An 18876-nucleotide genomic window follows, 5' to 3' on the forward strand; every position below is an offset into this window, starting at 1 on the left:
CCGTGTGATCCACCACCCGTTGGTACTGGCTCAGTGGTGTGCACCCTGTCTGACCAGCTAGGCAGCGGGTCGGGTTTAGGCACCGCGGCTGAGGTACTCTCGGGGCCAGAGCATGGGCAGGCCGCAGCCGGGTCGAGAACGGTGGTGCGAACCCGTCGCCCCCGGACGACGCCGGCTAAGCCCAGCGTCTGCATCAGCCGGGCCACCATGCAGCGCGCGACCACGATCCCCTCGCGGGCGAGTTGCCGCCAGACCTTGCGCACGCCGTAGACCTGGAAGCTTGCCTCGTAGACGCGCCGGATCTCAGACATTAGCATCGCATCGCGCTTGGCCCGAGCCGGCAGCCTGCCGGGATCGGCCCGCCGCGCCGCATAGGCATGGTACGTCGATGGGGCGATCGGCAGGGCCCTGCAGATCGGCTCGACCCCGTAGGTCTGACGATTCTCGTCGATTAAAGCGATCATGACTTGAACCGGCGGTCGAGCTCCGCCTGGGCAAAATACGTGGGCGCCTTTCTCAGGATCTCGTTGGCTTGCCAGAGTTCGCGCACCTCCCGCTCCAGGGCCTTGATCCGCTCACGCTCGTCCGTGGTCGGCCCGGCTCGAACGCTTTTGTCGCGCTCGGCCTGTCGGACCCAGTTGCGCAGCGTCTCGCCCGAGCAACCGATCTTGGCCGCGATCAAGCGGATCGCGCCGTACTGAGAGTCGTGCTCGCCCTAGTGCTCCAGCACCATCCGCACCGCACGCTCGCGGACTTCAGAGGAAAACGGTGGGATTCGCTTCGTCATGGCTCCATCCTCGAAAGATTTGGAGTCTCCGGGAAACTCGGTGCGGTTCAGTCCGTGAGGAAGGCCACCGCCGAGGCGGTGGTCTCGTCATCCTTGACGGCGAGATGCACGTAGCGGGAGGCCCGGTCGATGGCGACGTACAGGTAGCGTTTGCGCGAGACGCGGTCGCGATCTTGCAACTTGCGCAGGTGCTTCACGTCGACGTGGATGAAGCCGACCTCGTAATCCTTGAAGCTGCCATGCGGCTTGCGGGCCTTCTCGGCCGGCGGCAGCCGGTTGAGGCCCTCGGCCTTGAGGATGCGGTAGACCGCGTCGCGGTTCAGGCATGGCAGGAAGTGGCTGACCACGAAGGTCAGCACGTCGAGAGGAAAGCCGGTAGAGGGGCGGAGCGCGCCACGCAAGCTTGTGGGAGCGCGCCGAGCGGTCCTGGCACGCATCGGGACCGCGTTTGCACCACTTGCGGATGGTCTCGGCCGAGACGCCAGAGCGCTTGGCCAGCACGCCGGAGCTTTCGTGCGAGCGGGCGATCTTGTACGCACGGCCGGGGTCGTGCGGGCCTGGGGATCGATGGCGAGCATCAGCGCTCCCGCCTGGCAGACTGGCGGCGCTGTCAACGGGCGCCCAAGTCTCCGCAATTATGGGCTTTCAAAATTCCCTACCCGGCGGGTTCGATGGTGATCGGTGATCAGCCGGCGATATGATCAAGGGTCGCCTTCTTGGGTGGCCGGCCGCGGCGTCGTGGAACCGGCGGCGGGGTGATCAGCGCCTTAGAACGGACGTGCTCGGGGATGAGATCGCCGTGCTGGCGCAGTCGGTAGCTTGCCCCTTCGATCTGGATGACGACGACGTGATGCAGCAGGCGGTCGAGCAGGGCCGTGGCCACGACGGGATCACCGAACACCTCACCCCATTCGGCAAAGCCGCGGTTCGAGGTCAGGATCATCGCTCCCTTCTCATAGCGCGCGTTGACGAGCTGGAAGAACAGGTTGCCCCCGCCCGGGACGACGGGCAGGTAGCCGATCTCGTCGACGACCAGGAGCGAGGCCCGGCTGAGGTAGCGGATCCGCTCGCACAACGCGCCGTCGCGCTCGGCTTTGGCCAGCGAGGCGATCAGCTCGGCCAGCGTCGAGAACACCACGCTGCGCCCGGCCTTCACAGCCTCGACGGCAAGTGCCGTGGCCAAATGGCTCTTGCCGGTGCCGGGCGGCCCGAGGAGATGGACGACCTCGGCCCGGTCGATGAAGGTCAGCTCCGCCAGCGCCATGATCCGCTCCGCCGAGGGAGGGCTGGAAGGTGAAGTCGAAGCCGGCGAGCGTCTTGATCGTGGTCAGGCGTGCGACCAGCAGGGCGGTCTTCACCCGGCGGTTCTCGCGCAGCGTCAGTTCCTCCATCAGGATCTCGTCGAGGGCGGTGATCCCATCGATCTCGCCCTGCTCGATGCGCCGGACCGTGGCGTCGAGGACTTCAAGGGCTTGCGGCATGCGCAAGCCGACCAGGCTGTGCTTGATCCTGTCGAGAGTCGTCGCGGCATGGGCGGGAGTGGTGCGGGTCATGACCGGACCCCGATCCCAGCAGCGAGCCGCTCGCCGACGGCTTGGTAGACGGCCAGGGAGCGCTGCGCGACGTGATCGCCACGGCGGCCGATCGTCAGGCTGTCGGGATGGCCGTGCCGCATGGCCCGGGCGGCCGCACTTTGCCGATGGCCGGGATCGACGCGGTACTGTCGTCGGCCGTCCAGGATCGGGTGGCTCGCCACGAGCCGGCCGCCGTCGAGGATACGGATCGTGTCGGGCAACTGGTGCACCTCGACGACCCGCCGCGTCCGATCCGGCACGCTGTAGTAGTTGCCGCCGATCGAGACGAGGCCGTCGTTGCTGACGCGCCGTTCGAGCTTGAGCAGGACGTCGAAGGGCACGGCGGGCAGCGGCTGCAGCTCGGGCTTCTCGGCGGCGAAGGCCTCTGAGACGACCCGCTGCGTGGTGCCGTGCAGGCGGACGTTGGCGATGGTGTCGAGCCAAGTCCGGAGTTGGAGGTTCAGGTCGTCGAGATCGCGGAAGGAGCGGGCAACGAAGAAGTCCTGGCGGATGTAGGAGAACGGCCGTTCGACCTTGCCCTTCGTCTTGGCCCGGTAGGGTCGGCAGGCACGCGGCAGGAAGCCGTAATGTTTGGCCAGCGCCAGCAGGGATCGATTGTAGACGATGTGGCCGTCCGCCTCCTCGCCGGTGACCGCGGTCTTCATGCGATCGTAGAGGGTCTCGATCGGCTCCCGGCGATCGCGGCAAACGCCTGCATGTGACAGCGCATCAGGGTCTGCAGGTCCTGATGCAGGACGAAGCGCGCCTCGATGTGCCGGGAATGGCCGAGCACGAGCGAGAACAGCCAGACGATGCAGCTCGCGCCCGGTGCGTCCGTGAAGGTGACCACGAAGCGAGCGAAGTCGACCTGCGCCTGCTGGCCGGCGGGGGTCTCGAAGCGAACCTCGTAGGGCTTGGCCTCGGGCGGACGGGTCGCGGCGACGAACCGCTTCACGGCGGTGTAGGCCCCAGTATAGCCGCGCTCCCGCAGCTCGCGGGTCAGGCGCACGGCGCTGAGATCGGGGAAGGCCGTGACGCGCTCGCGCAGGTAGACGAGGTAGGGGGCGAGCTTGCTCGGGCGTCCGGCTTGGCGGGGACCGTAGGCCGGTGGTTCGAGGCCGCGCTCGATGTACTTCCGGACCGTCTTCGGATCACGCCCTGTCCGGCGGGCGATGGCGGTGACCGACAGCCCCTGTCGGTGCAGGTCGAGGATCATGAGGAGTTCTCCCAGCAGGACCATCCTCGTCGCTCCCGACCGATACGCATCGGCCGGCATGGTGGCGCAGGATGGATAAGCCTGAGAGCGCGGGGTGCCCTCCGCGCACTCAGGCCAGGGCACCGACGAGGGAATTTTCGATGCCCACAATCAGGGAGTATTCAACGCCCGCTGACACGGCGCACACCGTCGAACCGTAACGCCTAAGCTTTGATCGCTCATCGCGCCACATTCCGACGACGTTCCGCAGCCAGACAGCTACGCCGCCAGCAGCGCCGTCCATGCTCCCGCCGCATCGACCTGCTTGGCGCACACCAGAGTTCCGTCGGCCGAGCGGCGCACGTCGATTAAATGCGGCACGCCCGAAACCAAGGGCACCGCCAAGCCGAGATCGAAGCCGTGGCGACCGTTCCCCACCCCAGCCGCCGCGATGTCGGCGCGGTACTCGGAGGCCACAGCCAGAGCCACGATCGTGCCGTCCACGAGGATATCCAGGCAAACCGGGGCGTCCGGCTGGTTGGCGTCCAGAGCCCAGCCGGCCACGTGCAACAGGCCATCGCCTCCAACCACGCATCGGTCAAGCCAGGCACGCACGGGACCTAACTCTGCGGTGTCACCTGATGAGACGGCGCGACGGGCCAAGCGCCCACGCAGCGCGGCGAGTTCGGAGCCAAGTTCGGTTCGAGGAGCGTAGGACATGGGCGCTGCGCCGGCGTCGAGAGCGTGGACACCGTCGAAGCCTGCACGCAAGCCAGGGGCGGGCAGGAAGCTCTCCGCTGGTGTGTTCTCGGCCAGCAGGAGATCGTGGCCGTCCAACTCGACATGCCAATAGGTGAGGTCCTGAACCACCTCGCCGCGCGTGATCGAAGTGCCGTTGACGAGGTGGCCAGCGGCGATGAACAGGCCGTCGACCATCAGAGCATGATCTGGGGATACAAGCAGGTCGCGGGTGGGGATGCCATCGCTGAGCGCTCTAGCTTTAATGCGCACTGGGCGGTCGTGCTTTGGAGCCGTCAAACCGACGTAGCTGCGGTTGCCGATCCACCGGATGGGACGCGGTTTGCCGGCGGCGGTGATGACGAGGTCGCCCACGCATAGGCGTTCGACTGGCACGTCTTGGATGGTGAGCGCGCGAAGAACGCGGATGCGCGTTCCTGAGACGTAGCAGCGGGCTGGGCCGGCCGTTTGAGCTGCGTTCGGATTAATCGAGGCAGGTGACGGCGTCGGCTTATCGGAGCCGGAAGCAGCACCAGGGTCAGTGGATGCACTGCCGCCATTCACCGGAGTGCCGCCGCCATGGTTGCCCGGATCCGGCGTCGGCTTATCGGAGCCGGAAGCAGCACCAGGGTCAGTGGATGCACTGCCGCCATTCACCGGAGTGCCGCCGCCATGGTTGCCCGGATCCGGTGGTGGTGACAGATTAGCGATCGCGGCTTTGAATGCGGCGCCTGCCTTGGGATATTGTCCATTATGCAATTCACCGGGGTAAGCTCCGTTTGATTCCCAGTAATTTTCGTAAATCATATCATGATCGGTCATCCATTTGAACATAGACTGAACATATGGACCGTCGTTATTACTGGAAACCCCCCATTCAGAGATTGCTGTCGGCTTATCGTGCGCTTGTGCAAAATTTGATTGCCAATTCAAGCCATAATCTGTGGATACTTTGTGGTTGAAGGCAGAAATAGGATCGGATGAGTCCCATTGATGGTTGTAATATATATCAGATCCGATCACATCGACATAATTGTCACCCGGATATGCTTTAGACGGATCCATGTTTCCGCCATCTATATTCATATCCCAAACAAATTTGAATTTACTAGAAACAGATTGAAAGGTTTGGGCCGCATTTTGGTATGTCGTGATGAAGGCGGCCTCGTGTCCTGCGGCGGCCCAGGGTTGCCAGTCCCCGTTGAACTCCCATCCGAGACGGACGTAGATTGGTTGATTGGTGTCGCTTGCCGCCGCCATAGATTGCGCGGCATTGAGATAATGATCGTTGTATGATCCGCTCGCGGTCTGCTCTAAACTCGTACCTGTTACGGTCAAGGGAACGGAGTAGATCGGGTCGGATGAGGAGCCTTTCCACATATCAACTGAGTATGAGATCGAACTATCAAATGCTTGCCAACTATTTTGATTCAGAAACACGAGAACATTGTCTGCAGACTTGCCGGCCCAGGTATTATAAGATGCTACATTATTGGGGTCATTGCCACCATAAATACCGGTTTGTAGCATGATAATCGCTCTCGATCATAGTCATTATTTCGCACGGCCGAGCCGCGAGTTTGGCTAAAATAGTTTACGAAAATGGTTAACGAAAAATTGATCCCCGGGGCCATAGTTGCCTCGGTTGCTGCTTCCGGATGGTCAACTGCTGGATGGCCCCTGCCGTTGCTAGACGCGCCGAGCAGGTGCACTGCCTCGAGCAGATCAATAAAATTCATTTCGGCCAGTGCTAGAGCACCATCCGAACGTGATCAAACGGCTGGCGGCGTGAAGGGTTAATCGGCGAAGGAGAGCGTCGATGTCTTCAGCCCTGTCCGTCGATCTGCGTCAGCGCGTGGTCCATGCCGTCGCGGCCGACGCCTCCCGACACAAAGCTGCCGAACGCTTTGGGGTCAGCCTGGCGAGCGCCAGTCGGTGGTGTGAGCGCTTCGCCCGAGAGGGCAACCTCGCGCCCAAGTCGATGGGCGGCGATCAGCGCTCGCACCAGATCGAGGTGCAGGCCGACCTGATCGTCTTCCTCTACGAGGCGCAGCCCGGCATCTACCTTCACGAACTCCGTGCGGCTCTCGCCGAGCACGGCATCTGCGTGGCCCAGAGCAGCCTCTCGCGCTTGTTCAAGCGTTAAGTCATCTCGCGAAAAAAAGTACGGGTCAGGCGGCCGAGCAGGACCGGGAGGACGTGGAGCTGCGCGCGAGGCGTGGTTCGAGGGCCAACGCGACCTCGATCCGGATCGCCTCGTGTTCATCGACGAGACCGCATCCAACACCGTCATGGCCCGGCGCTACAAACGTGCTCCAAGGGGCGAACGCTGCCGGACGAGCGTGTCGCAAGGCCGCTGGGAAACCACCACCGTCACGGTGGGTCTGCGCACCAGCGGCATCACCGCACCCTGGCTGCTGGACGGTGCCATGAACGGGCAGACCTTCCGCAGCTACGTGGCCGACGTGCTCGCTCCAACGTTCCAGCCCGCCGACACGGTCGTCATGGATAACCTGCCAGCCCACAAGGTCAGCGGCATCCGCGAGCGGATCGAGGCGGTGGGAGCTCGGCTGCTCTACCTCTTCGCCGAATCGCCAGACTTCAACCCGATCGAGATAGTCTTCTCCAAGCATAAGCCGCTGCTGCGGAGGCCGCTGAGCGCATCGTCCAGGGATTATGGACAGCCATCGGCCAGTTAATCGACACCATCACGCCCAACGGATGTGCCAACCTTTTCGCAGCCGCAAGATATGAGCCGGATTAAATTGAAAACGCTCTAACTACACCAACGCCAGGGACACGGCCGTTTGCGCCGCTTGCGGATGATCTCGGCCGAGACGCCAGAGCGCTTGGCCAGCACGCCGGAGCTCTCGTGCTAGCGGACGATCTTGTACGCACGGTCGGGGTCGTGCGGGCCTGGGGATCGATAGCGAGCATCAGCGCTCCCGCCTAGCAGACTGGCGGCGCACACCGTCGAACCGTAAAGCGTAAGCTTTGATCGCTCATCGCGCCACATTCCGACGACGTTCCGCAATCAAACAGCCGGAGCCCGGAACCGATGAGCGCCGCGAAGGCGACAATACGTTCGCAGGGATTTAGCGAACGGACTGAGACGATGGTCGAGAAACAGCGCAAAGCACCCGTTGAAATAACAGCAGCTGCAGTTTTGGCAAATTCAATAAAACTACCGAGATAACCGTCACTTAATGCACAAACAACAACCTAAAATGACTTCTCGATTATGTTAACGTAGTTACTAATACTGGCGCGTTGCTTTCAAAGCAGCACCCAATCATCGCCAGACCACTCAAAAAATTTCTCCGTCTCTACAGGAGCGCCACTGTAGAACGTGAAAAGTATCGAAGCGCCATCGTGAGCACGCACTTGAAGATCAAATACACTTTCTGCCGGCCGATAAACTTGGATTATATCACCAGGCAAACGCTTTGAGGAAGAACCTGGACCATTGGCCGCTAACCGGTGGCCAAGTCTAAGAATTCGATTAGCAGTAAAACTGTTCGTTGCAACGACTCTAGAATATTTATGCTGTCCGTAAATCGTTAACGACTCGTCTTCCATTGTGACCGTCACTCCTTCCGTCGAAGACAGCATCGTATCGAAAGTATACCGACGAAAAAACGAAATCTTCGCTCCTCCGACCAACGAATCGGATTGGGGCTTCGAATCCAATTTGAAATGCCCAGAGTGCCCAGCAATTTGGAATTGTCCCACTTCAAAGATTGACCCCCTCACCGAAGGGGCACGATCATCTTTATATAGATCGATAGGGAGAGACGATGTAGCTTCTGAATGGTAGTCAGCGCCATCCCATCTAAGATCCGCTTGTTCGATCGACGTACGAGCGTCGTTAAAGCCGGCAAAGATCTTGATTGTCCCAGTTGCAAACTTTGAATTGAACCAGCAATTGAGTGCCCGAAATGACCTAATATTCAGCATGCCGGCGACATTGCGCACCAGAGACGGACTAAGCCCGATTGGCGCTACTCCTTCTATATGCAGATGATCGATGTTGAGTGCTAGGGAATCGTTGCGGAGCATGATCGGCGCTTCGCACCATTCAATGTTAAGCTGCGCAATCGACCCAAATTCAGCGCCCGATAAATTTGCCCACATCGCAGGACCAGATAAGGCGACACGTCTTCCAAATGTTCCGCCCCCAAGATACAAACTGTTCCAATGATTACCAGTGCTGTTTGCATTCATGGAGAGTAAAGATTGCTGTGCTCCGTCAACTTCAACGCGACCAATTAGATTTGAAAAAAAGAACTGCCTGTCTGAAGCTCCAATGCAAATGCCTATATAAGGATCAAATAAAATCCCGCTGGCAAAGCGGCTAACAGTGATATCATCAAAATTGGAGAAGCAAATACGTCCTAGTAGCAAACCGTTTGCTTGAATATGACCGGACTGATCCACTCCGTATCCAAGTCGATATCCCCGAAATTGTCCTTGCCCAATAGAATCGGCATCGTTTTGTCCCACATCGCCAATAGTCAAAACTGGCTGATTTTTAGCATACTGAATGAGTGTGGTACCTCTATTGACAGCCGCCCCAGCTCCAATCAGTCCGGGGACTTCTTTTCTGCAATGCAATCCAATATTAGTACGATCTTGTCTACCGACTGCGATGAACTCGTAGCGTCCAGGGGGCATCTCCGCATATTTACCATTGATGGCACACCAATTTAGCGCAGCTTGCAAAGAACGGCCATTTGCAACGCGTTCCGAGGCATTAGACAGGCTTCCAACCACTACGCCAGGTGAGGTGGAAAGATCTGCAGAACCACGGATGAGCGCCGGCGATCCGATACCTGCGGGTATAACGCCGATCTGCTTGAAATCGGTTGACGGAAGAGATGCGATTGGGAAAGCCACTTAACAACCTCCAAAAGAGCAGGCTATCATAAAGAAAGGCAATTCGTCTTGATCTAAGCTCGACTTTGGACATTTGCGGCGCGTCGAGTGGGCGGAGGTGACGACGCGGGCGTGACGGATAGGCTGATGGCGTCCCCGCCAAGAGACACCGCCATGCTGCCCCTGCCTGCCCGCTTCGCCGGGATCATCCTGGCGTTCGCACCGCTGTTCGTCCACCGCTCCTGGCGCCATGCTCAGCTGTTGCTGATCGGCGCGATCCTGACGCCGGGGCGGCGCACGGTGACGAGCGTCCTGCGCATCATCGGCCGCGCGCAGGAGCGGCGGTTCGTGAACGTCCACCGCATCCTCAGCCGGGCGGCGTGGTGCCCGCGCTCCGGCAGCCGTATCCTGCTCGGGCTCCTCGTCGATGCGTTCGCGCAACGCGGCCCCGTGGTCCTGGGACTGGACGATACGATCGAGCGCCGCCGCGGCAAGCAGATCGCGGCCAAGGGCATCTACCGTGATCCAGTTCGCTCCTCCGACAGCCATTTCGTCAAGGCGAGCGGGCTGCGCTGGATGAGCCTGATGGTGCTCGCCCCAATTCCCTGGGCGGGGCGCGTCTGGGCGCTGCCGTTCCGGACCGCGTTGGTGCCGTCAGAGCGCGCCTGTCGTGAACGGGGCCGTCGGCACAAGCCTCTGCTCGACGTCGGACGCCAACTCGCTCTCCAGGCTCGCCGCTGGCTGCGCGTACGCGACCTCGTGGTGGTGGGCGACAGCGGCTTCTCGGCCTTGCTGTTCCTCGACGCGATGCGCCGCGCCCGCATCACGACGATCACCCGCCTGCGGCTGGATGCTGCTCTCAACGATCCCGCCCCACCGCGGCCGCCCGGCACGATCGGACGCCCGCGGACCAAAGGCGCGCGGCTGCCGACGCTCGCCGCGATCCTCGCGGCCAAGGACACGCGCTGGCACGCGGTCGTGGTGCGCGGCTGGTACGGGGCAGGCGAACGCACCCTTGAGATCGCCTCCGGGACCGCCGTGTGGCGGCACGGCGGTCTGCCGGTCGTGCCGATCCGATGGGTGCTGGTGCGCGATCCCGAAAGCCGCTTTGCACCGCAGGCCCTGCTCTGCAACGAACCGATGCGCGAGCCCGCGCAGATCGTGGGGTGATTCGTGCGGTGCTCGAGTGTCGAGGTCACCTTCCAAATGGCGCGCGCTCACCTCGCAGGGTGGAGACGCAGCGGCAGTGGTCGGACAAGGCCATCGCCCGCACCACGCCCTGCCTGCTCGCCCTGTTCTCGATCGTCACGCTGCTGGCTGCACGGCTCGCGGTCCGCCAACGGCAACGGATCGCGGCCGCCGCGTGGTACCCCAGACCGCGTCCGACCTCCGCCGATGCCCTGGCCGCCGTGCGCTCTGCGATCTGTTCTGAGCGGACTTTGACAACATCACCGCGCCGACGCGCCTGAACAAAACCCCGCTTCCGTTTGCCAGCGCCCTGGGCCTATGACCTCTGCCACGCCGCCTGATCGGCCAAAGTCGAGCTAAGTGGTTACGGGAGCCTGTATCGGCTTGGTCTAGAGGTTTGCTCCTGTCAGCGACTCGCTACCCACGTACTGATCGTCACCAACGCCGTAAAGGCTCCTCGAAGCGCTGCCTAGAAGAAGCGAGATAGGACTAAGACCATACCAACTCGCAGGATTGGCGCTTCAACAGGAGAAACGCCATCACCGATCACGCCAGCCATGCACTTGGCTTTCCAAGAGCGGATAAACGGTCGACCACACGGCTTCTGCCTTTTAACTGAGCGCAGCAACTTACTGTAGCGCGTTCGCCGCTCAAGGTTGCTATGGCGACTTGATCAGGTACAAGATCAAAACCGGGGGCGCTACGCCCAACACCCCACCCAAGTTCGATCAGCACCTGGAGCCATGTTTCTAAATCGAGTTTCTTTATAAAAGCAACGTCACCCAATTATTTTTCAACTACCAAGTAATCTACATCGCATCGATCACTGCTAAAATGAAGGCACGTCTTACTACATGCCATCACTGTCCAAATCGTACGACCCATCTACTAATAAGACCCTCGATAGAACTGCTGCTGTTATGCGATCGCCACGGTATTCGATTTGCGCCAAAATGCTGATCGATTGTAAAAAAATTTCAGACAGATCTTATTCGTCAATTACTGCATAAAATTCCATAAACATAGATGAACTTCGTCAAACATTAAAATCATGAAGCCCTCGAAATCGGATCGCTCAGTCAGAAAATAACAACTGAGCGCAGACCGGTAGCAAAGCTGGGGAAGGGATATATTTAAGGGTCCGAGAAAACAGGAAGATATGCTGCTTCATTTTTACTTATATTGCTAAAAATACTGAGTTTATTGTTCGAACATGTTTTGGTAATTGACAACGATACAAATTAAGTAATACAGAACCGATATATGTAGGCTTTGAAGGAAAAACCATGAACATGCTTTTAGCAGATCCTGTCCTTAAGCATTCAAGATCTCAGAGAAAGAAAATTTCGGTGGTGGCTCCTTGTCACAATGAAGAAGAGTCAATTCTAGAGTTCATAAGAAGAACTGTGCCAGTTTGCACTAATTTGGTCGATGATGATTACGAACTAATTTTGGTTGACGATGGATCATGTGACGAAACGTGGAACATTATAGCTGCCGAGACAAGGAACAACGACAGAATAGTGGGAGTTAAACTACTTCGCAATCATGGTCATCAGCTTGCAGCTACAGCTGGGCTTTCGGCTTCAAATGGCGATAGAGTTCTATTAATTGACGCAGATTTACAGGATCCGCCCGAACTGCTCCCGGAAATGATGCGGATAATGGACCAGGGGGCCGATGTGGTTTACGGCAAACGAATGGCTAGAAAAGGGGAGACGTATTTCAAGTTAGTTACAGCTGATTTGTTTTACAGAACACTTTCATTCCTTAGTCCGACCCCAGTGCCTAAAGACACAGGCGATTTTCGGCTTATGAGGCGGAGGGTGGTGAAAATATTTCTTAACATGCCGGAACAGAATAGATTTATTCGAGGAATGGTTAGTTGGATTGGCGGAAAACAAACACCGCTTTTATATAATAGAGATGCGCGATATGGAGGTGAAACAAAATACCCCTTAAGCAAAATGATTAGGTTCGCGACGGACGCAATTACCAGCTTTTCAACGGTTCCGCTCCGGATCGCCACTTACTTGGGGTGTATATTCTCTATCGTCGCGGTATTGCTGCTAGGATACACTGTATTTTCATATTTTGAGGGGCAAACGATCGCAGGCTGGGCCAGCCTTCTTACCGCCATTTCAGTTTTTAGTGCCGTCCAACTAATCGTTCTCGGCATCATCGGGGAATATATTGGAAGGATAACTCAGCAAATAAAAGGGCGACCACTCTACATTATTGATTTTGTGCAAAAGGGGGAACTGCGAATCGAGGCTGATGTGTAGCGTTTCTAATAAGATCTACTTAATTAAACCAACAGGTGCTCCAATTGATCTTTCGTATGTATTTGATGTCGCAGATGCCTCCACGAGACCTTAATTATATACATTTGAGATCGGAGAGAAGGACAGGGAGGTTTAGAAACTTGCCACTTCTATTCACAAGCTAGATCCTTAGGGCGAAATTATCATGAAAACAAATTTTAAATACGCGCGTACGATGCTTCAGTTTGCAATCTTCGCGACAGTCGGAATCATTAACACTGGTTTGGACTTCGTGGTGTTTCAAGTCCTGTTTTATAATGACGTAGGGAGCGGCTTAGCGTCTGCGGCGGGGTATTTGACTGGGGCAATTAGCAGCTTTTTTATGAACAAAATCTTTACATTTTCAATGACGATAACGCAATTGAGCACAGCAGTATCAATTATTCTACGTTTCGCAGTGCTACAATGTGCTCTTGCTTCAATTTCAGCACTGATCGTAACGATGTTAGTCAAATACTTTAATGTTAACAATGCTAAATTACTTTCGATAATCCCTCTGGTTTTTTTAAACTTTTTATCTTCTAAGTATTTTGTCTATGAACAGAAAAGCGTGTGAGATCTTGGGATTCATGTTCGAGGGAACGCAGATGATAAGGGGCATGTGCAGGTTTTTGTTATTAATAATAATACCATTGATAACTGTATGGATTAATATACATCATACGGAAACTCTACAGGAGCTTGATATATACCATCAAGCCGCTGGTATACTCGATGGCGCTGTCAGCAGAGCATACGTGAATAGCGCACTTCATTACAATTCGTTCATGACCTTCGGTTTTATACAAACAATATATTTTTTGCTTGGTCAGCAAGCATCCGATAGTCATTCAGTCGTAATCGCCTTCAATTATGTGGGTTTAGTTTCTTCTCTGATCCTAGCAACCGCTTGTTTCTTGTCCCTCTTCATAGTTTACGGCGAGAAAATCGCTCTTACGGTGTCCGCCCTATTTTTCTTCTCTCCAGGTTTTTTAGAAGTTTTTCAGTCGGGACATCCCACTCTACTTTCACTAGCTCTGTTCTTTGCGTCGATCGGTGCATTTGAATCATACAATAGCGACAAGCATTTAAGTAATTTTAAGTTTTTTTATGCAGCGCTTGCTGTAATACTCTTTACTTTCGCCTGTAGTGTTCGAGGTGACATAGTACTTTTTTTTCCATGGTTCGTCTTAATACCTTTGAAAAAAATAGCAGATGGCAACTTCAAAAATGCCGCAGTGAACATCGCCATTAGGGCATTACTCTGCTCTACAGCCTTGGTTCTGTCGCGGTTAATCGCTTATCAGTTGTTAGATCCATCCAAATCATTGCAAGAGGCGCCATTTTTTGAGACATGGTATAAGTTGAACAACCTCCCAATTGGCGCGGTTGCATTAAGCTCAGCTTTGGGATTTTTAACAGTAGTTGCCCTTCTATTTACCGTCATTATTTACTGCATTTCGGGTCGGCGATCTGTAAATCTTCTGAGGCTCGTCGGTCCAGCCATTACAATAACAATTGGCCTAATAGTATGGCTTCCAAATCCAGTTCCAGCTCGCCATTTTCTACCCGTTATTTTTTGCACTTGCCTTCTCTTGGTCTTCATGATCGATGAGATGGTTGAATTGTCGAAGAAGACGATCTTGATTTTGTGTGTGACGGTGATCGTTGCCAATCAGTTCTTATCCGATTTTGTTGAGCCTGCCATTGTTGAATATCACGGTCAAAAATTGGCGATTGATCAAAGGTTCATAGTTCCCGCGCCCATCGGGAATACTTATTGGCGAAGTCAGATGACCATAGCTAGCAAAATGCGGGCAGCTGAGTTCGGCGACAGGATTGCTAACGCCACATGTGTTGTCAATCTCATCGTTATATCATCGGAAGCACCATTGCTGCTTATGTCATTTTACAAGCGCGGAATGAAACCTGAAAAGTTGTCTTACACAGCCTATCATGGCATGAAACGTATCGAGATGATTTTTGATTCGAGGCAAATTGACATAATCTTTCAAGATACAGGCGCCCGGATGGACGCCCTTCCGATTGTCCTCGCCGACCCAAGGTATATCGACTATAAAATAATCAGAGATCCGTTTGTGCAATTACGCACTGAGACGCTCGAAATACCGAAGGAACGTACGACAAGTCTGTCCTGCCAAGAATGATACAAACCTTTAATCCGTCTGGATTTTTTATAGTGCTATGTTGAGCTACACTTTTTCTACCGTTAATGGATTGCGGCTTGCTAAAATGTCTAGTTTTCCATCTTGGGAAAACCGCAGATGTTACATTATCTCGCTTTGGTCGCTGGCCACCTAAGGCAGTTAAACCAGGAAGTGATTTTGTTGCGCGACTAATTGCAAAGCAATCTTTGATCTGGTGCACTTAGCTCGACTTTGGCCGATCAGGCGGCGTGGCAGAGGTCATAGGCCCAGGGCGCTGGCAAACGGAAGCGGGGTTTTGCTCAGGCGCGTCGGCGCGGTGATGTTGTCAAAGTCCGCTCAGAACAGATCGCAGAGCGCACGGCGGCCAGGGCATCGGCGGAGGTCGGACGCGGTCTGGGGTACCACGCGGCGGCCGCGATCCGTTGCCGTTGGCGGACCGCGAGCCGTGCAGCCAGCAGCGTGACGATCGAGAACAGGGCGAGCAGGCAGGGCGTGGTGCGGGCGATGGCCTTGTCCGACCACTGCCGCTGCGTCTCCACCCTGCGAGGTGAGCGCGCGCCATTTGGAAGGTGACCTCGACACTCGAGCACCGCACGAATCACCCCACGATCTGCGCGGGCTCGCGCGTCGAATCAATGCAGAGCAGAGCCTGAGACGGGAAGCGCGCCTCGGGATTGCGGATGAGCATCCATTGGATCGGCACGGGCGGTGGCTGACGCCGCATTACTGAAGCGGATCCGCACCGTCCATCTCGGCTCGCATCAGACCTACGGCGCGCCGCGTGTCCACGCCGACCTGCGCGAGCAGGGCGAGCGGCATTCGCGCAAGCGCATTGACCGGCTGCTGGCCGTGTGCCGCTTCAGCAGCTTCGACCCCAACAACGAACCCCACGGCGAGCACGACTTCGGCGCGGTTGAGGTCGGCGGTGAGCGCTTCTTCTGGAAAATCGATACCTACGATCGGGCAATACTCGGCGGCTCGCTGGATCCAGCCGACCCCGCGGTTACGACCCGCGTACTCACGATCATGCGCGCCGACGAGTACTGACGTGGCTGGGTCCCACGACACGCCACGGGTGTCCCGAACGGATCCACGTCACTCAGGTGAGATCATGCGGCCGCAGCCGCGTGGCGAGGCCGAGCTCGATGCCGACACCGAGTGGGACGAGAACTAGCCGGCCGATGACGACGGCGACTGGTCTGGCTGCATCCACGACGGCGACCAGGAGGAGGGCTGAGTATGGCCCGCCCCTCAGATTCTACGAACTTGAGCTTCAGCCTTGGTGCTGGTTCAGTCGACTGGCGCGAACTGCGGCTGATCCTCATCGATCTCGATGCGCTCGCAAGCGAAGACTAAATGTCTCTTACGGCTCTACGCCAAGTTCCCTGAGGCCGGTGACGCTAATCCGAGCTGAATATTGCGTCAGGCCCTCAACATTCGCATCGACGCCGATGACTTGATTCGTGCCGTTTCGCTTGTATACAAATGTGCAGCTTATTCCGGCTACTATGTCGTTCTCGCAGAAAGCCTCTGGATAGGTCTCGCAGAGCCGCTCGGTGGCAGGCTTGCAGCGTTCAGTGATCGGATCCGGAACGGCGAAGGCTGTGTAACCACGTTGTTGCAGTGAGTTGCGCACGAGCGCGTAACTCTGTCCGAAGTACGCCGATTGTAGCGGATCCAGTACTGACTGCGCGCGAGGTTGCACCGGCACATCCTTACCCTGCAAGCCCGCCTCAAACCACAGCTTGTCGAGGAACTGCGGCTGGTCGAACCCGCAGACCACCTGCTTCGGTTCGTTGCCGGTGTAGACCCGGTACCGGTCCTCACCCACGGGTTCAATGAAGACGCTCTCGAGATCGACGTACTGCACAGACCGCAGGCGTTCGGCGTAAGCGTGCTCGACGAAAGAGGCAGCCTTATCCTTGCCCTTCACGGTGGTGAGCGCTTTACCCGCCGCGCGCAGGGCGTCGAAGGCTTGCATCGCCTCGGGCTATACGTCCGCTTGTAGGCGTCACGCCGATGTTCGCTCCTGGCGCATTCCGGCTGTGTTCGAGCCGACGCCGCTCGGCCGTCAGCTATGTCAGCGGACCTAAGCTTTGCGCGGCTCTTGCTGCCAGGTCCTTCACGCGCCGTCGCAGCCCCACAATCTCGGCTTCGAGAACACCGGTAATTTTGAACCGGCGCTGAGCCTTCTGGGAACCGTCCGGCCGCCGCGTCGTAAAGCTTACTTCATGGATCAAAGCCCGCTGCCGAGCCTCGGCCTTCGACCGTCGCGCCTGCGCGATGGCATCCGACGGGGATAAGCACACCCGCTTCGCCACTGCGCGCTGCCGTGCCCAGGCATGCAATCCTTCGCCCGGCGTCGTGGCCAGGGCCTGAACCCGGCTCGGCAGCACCTTGGCTGATTCGAGGTGCTGAATGGCCCGCACGTCGCGGCTGATCAGCTTGCGCGCCGCCAGACGCTCGGTCGGGGTCTCGCCACCGTAGGAGACGAACCGTTCGACGATCAGGTGCAGGTCGTGGGTGGTGCGCGAGCGCTTGCGCCCGCTTAAGGTTTCAAGCTCATCCACGATCGCGTCACGCAGCGGACTGGCGCCAACTTTGACGTAAGTGGCGTAGGCCAGAGCGATGGCTTCAAGGTGCTGCGCGTCTGACGCCTTGCGGATGTTCAAGCCCGCCCGATGCAACCAGGCTGAACTGTCGAGCGACTGCGACCCGGCACCTTGAAGGTGATGCAGGAAGCGCTCTGCATCGGCCGCTACGGCGTCGCGACTGCCCGCCTCAGCACCGGTTCGACCGGATACGCCAGGCTCGCTAGCAGGCTTTGCGGCCGTTGGGCGGTTAGGCGCCTTCGGCGGTTCGGGGCGGCGCGGGGGCCGTTTTGAAGGGAAGGCGGGACGAGGTCGGTTAAACCGAATGGTCGGCACAGCGTCGTTGGACATGGCCATTGATCCATTCTGCGCCATTGGCCGCGCTTTGGGTCGGCGCGGCCTTTTGTCAGCATGAATTGGCGTTTGTCGCGCGGCCTACTGGTCACCGAACTGCGCGGCGAAAAGCGTGGTCACCCGGTGGTCACCAAGCTATTCGAAGGCGCGACGCGGTAGTGCCAACAGCTCGGTAAGCCATTATGATGATTAGGGAATTCTGGTGCTGCGAGAGAGGATTGAACTCTCGACCTCTTCATTACCAATGAAGTGCTCTACCACTGAGCTACCGCAGCAGGTGACCCGGGCGCCCCGCAGGGGCAAGTCCGTCCGGTCGAGTGGGGCCATAACGGATCGCCGCCGCGTTGGCAACGCCGTGTTGCGCGGCGGGACGCATTACGTGCGGCAGGCGGCACGAATGATCGCGGCGAGGCCCGGCTCGGAGACCGCGTCCGCTGCCTCGGCGGGGGTGAACCAGCGCAGTTCCCGCTGGTGCGCCTCCGGAAAATGCTTGAGCTGCTTGCGCACCTTCAGCGGGAACACCTTCACCTGGCAGAGGACGGCGTCGAGGTTCTTGAGGCGCTTCTGGTACAGGTAATGGCCGATCGGGCGCTTGCCGACGGCGCCACGCAGGCCCGCCTCCTCGAAAGCCTCGCGGGCCGCAGCCTGGAACGGCTTCCGGCCCTTCATCGGCCAGCCCTTCGGGATGACCCAGCGGCGGCTCTCCCGCGACGTCACCAGCAGGATCTTGGTCTTCCCATCCCGACCGAGCCGGAACGGCAACGCGCCGACCTGTCGCCGCGGCTCGCCATCATCGTCGAGGATCATCGGGCCCGCCCCGCGCGGCGCCCGATCCGTGCCGGAGCCGACGGGTCCCGAAGCCTGTCCGGAGCATGAGCGGGTGGACGGATGGTCGTATCCTCGGTCGGCGTCTGAACACACACGCTACACGGTAGAGACGTTCCAACAAATACCGATGACCGAACCTTGTGACATGAACATAGATTTGCCGGGCTCACCATCGCCGGGGCGGGCCCGACGGCGGCGCGCCATCCGAGCCGTGCCGCTCCGCCGGACGCGCGGGCCCTGAGAGACAGGCGCGCGCCCCATCCCGCTCTCGGCAA

At 58.0% G+C, this 18876-nt stretch carries 10 protein-coding genes, 1 tRNA gene, 5 pseudogenes and 1 other annotated feature; of the genes and pseudogenes, 6 read left to right on the top strand and 10 right to left on the bottom strand.

Annotation, left to right across the window (positions count from 1 at the left end):
* Positions 1–113: 113 nt before the first annotated feature.
* The 5 genes and pseudogenes from MFF58_RS00855 to MFF58_RS00875 all read right to left on the bottom strand — a co-directional run.
* Positions 114–787: pseudogene (locus MFF58_RS00855) on the bottom strand (IS3 family transposase); the annotation flags it as partial.
* Positions 390–506: a sequence feature (AL1L pseudoknot), on the bottom strand. (Overlaps the previous pseudogene by 117 nt.)
* Positions 788–843: 56 nt before the next feature.
* Positions 844–1365 (bottom strand): annotated as a pseudogene (locus MFF58_RS00860) (transposase family protein); the annotation flags it as partial.
* 107 nt (positions 1366–1472) lie between these two features.
* Positions 1473–2340, bottom strand: a pseudogene (istB, locus tag MFF58_RS00865) (IS21-like element helper ATPase IstB).
* A pseudogene (gene istA / locus MFF58_RS00870) lies at positions 2337–3601 on the bottom strand (IS21 family transposase). Before istA ends, istB begins: the two co-directional pseudogenes overlap by 4 nt.
* 234 nt (positions 3602–3835) lie before the next feature.
* Positions 3836–5824, bottom strand: a complete 1989-nt coding sequence (locus MFF58_RS00875; RefSeq protein ID WP_238284676.1) for a Hint domain-containing protein — start codon at positions 5822–5824, stop codon at positions 3836–3838.
* Between the two features lie 289 nt (positions 5825–6113).
* Between MFF58_RS00875 and MFF58_RS00880 the strand changes: the two are divergent.
* Positions 6114–7058: pseudogene (locus MFF58_RS00880) on the top strand (IS630 family transposase).
* Positions 7059–7570: 512 nt separating this feature from the next.
* Here the strand turns inward: MFF58_RS00880 and MFF58_RS00885 are convergent.
* Positions 7571–9190, bottom strand: a complete 1620-nt coding sequence (locus MFF58_RS00885) for a hypothetical protein (protein ID WP_238284677.1) — start codon at positions 9188–9190, stop codon at positions 7571–7573.
* A gap of 153 nt (positions 9191–9343) precedes the next feature.
* On the opposite strand from MFF58_RS00885, the gene MFF58_RS00890 reads away from it, so the two are divergent.
* The 5 genes from MFF58_RS00890 to MFF58_RS00905 all read left to right on the top strand — a co-directional run bounded on the left by MFF58_RS00890 (position 9344) and on the right by MFF58_RS00905 (position 15875).
* Complete coding sequence (locus MFF58_RS00890) at positions 9344–10339, top strand: IS701 family transposase (protein WP_238284678.1); 996 nt, start codon at positions 9344–9346, stop codon at positions 10337–10339.
* Positions 10340–11643: 1304 nt separating this feature from the next.
* Positions 11644–12642: a glycosyltransferase family 2 protein gene (locus MFF58_RS00895; RefSeq protein WP_238284679.1), complete on the top strand. Its 999-nt coding sequence runs from the start codon at positions 11644–11646 to the stop codon at positions 12640–12642.
* Positions 12643–12856: 214 nt separating this feature from the next.
* Positions 12857–13237: a GtrA family protein gene (locus tag MFF58_RS32530; protein ID WP_353959811.1), complete on the top strand. Its 381-nt coding sequence runs from the start codon at positions 12857–12859 to the stop codon at positions 13235–13237.
* 211 nt (positions 13238–13448) lie between these two features.
* A complete protein-coding gene (locus tag MFF58_RS00900; protein WP_238284680.1) occupies positions 13449–14828 on the top strand; it encodes a hypothetical protein in 1380 nt (459 codons plus the stop codon).
* A 708-nt stretch (positions 14829–15536) separates the two neighbouring features.
* A complete protein-coding gene (locus tag MFF58_RS00905) occupies positions 15537–15875 on the top strand; it encodes a DUF3768 domain-containing protein (protein ID WP_238284681.1) in 339 nt (112 codons plus the stop codon).
* A gap of 316 nt (positions 15876–16191) precedes the next feature.
* Here MFF58_RS00905 and MFF58_RS00910 read toward each other — a convergent pair whose 3' ends face one another.
* The 4 genes from MFF58_RS00910 to MFF58_RS00925 form a co-directional block, all read right to left on the bottom strand.
* Positions 16192–16809, bottom strand: a complete 618-nt coding sequence (locus MFF58_RS00910; protein WP_238284682.1) for a hypothetical protein — start codon at positions 16807–16809, stop codon at positions 16192–16194.
* A 94-nt stretch (positions 16810–16903) separates the two neighbouring features.
* Positions 16904–17500 carry a hypothetical protein gene (locus MFF58_RS00915; protein WP_238284683.1) on the bottom strand — a complete coding sequence of 199 codons (597 nt, stop codon included), beginning with the start codon at positions 17498–17500 and terminating at the stop codon, positions 16904–16906.
* A 473-nt stretch (positions 17501–17973) separates the two neighbouring features.
* A tRNA-Thr gene (locus tag MFF58_RS00920) sits at positions 17974–18048 on the bottom strand.
* Between the two features lie 100 nt (positions 18049–18148).
* Complete coding sequence (locus tag MFF58_RS00925) at positions 18149–18580, bottom strand: NUDIX hydrolase (protein ID WP_238284684.1); 432 nt, start codon at positions 18578–18580, stop codon at positions 18149–18151.
* Between the last annotated feature and the right edge of the window lie 296 nt (positions 18581–18876).

Source organism: Methylobacterium longum (assembly GCF_022179385.1).
GTDB classification, from domain to species: Bacteria; Pseudomonadota; Alphaproteobacteria; order Rhizobiales; family Beijerinckiaceae; genus Methylobacterium; species Methylobacterium longum.

Coding starts and splice junctions, on each gene's coding strand:
- MFF58_RS00900 (WP_238284680.1), top strand. CDS start 13,449: ATGACCTTCGGTTTTATACAAACAATATATTTTTTGCTTGGTCAGCAA.
- MFF58_RS00890 (WP_238284678.1), top strand. CDS start 9,344: ATGCTGCCCCTGCCTGCCCGCTTCGCCGGGATCATCCTGGCGTTCGCA.
- MFF58_RS32530 (WP_353959811.1), top strand. CDS start 12,857: ATGCTTCAGTTTGCAATCTTCGCGACAGTCGGAATCATTAACACTGGT.
- MFF58_RS00910 (WP_238284682.1), bottom strand. CDS start 16,809: ATGCAAGCCTTCGACGCCCTGCGCGCGGCGGGTAAAGCGCTCACCACC.
- MFF58_RS00925 (WP_238284684.1), bottom strand. CDS start 18,580: ATGATCCTCGACGATGATGGCGAGCCGCGGCGACAGGTCGGCGCGTTG.
- MFF58_RS00895 (WP_238284679.1), top strand. CDS start 11,644: ATGAACATGCTTTTAGCAGATCCTGTCCTTAAGCATTCAAGATCTCAG.
- MFF58_RS00875 (WP_238284676.1), bottom strand. CDS start 5,824: ATGCTACAAACCGGTATTTATGGTGGCAATGACCCCAATAATGTAGCA.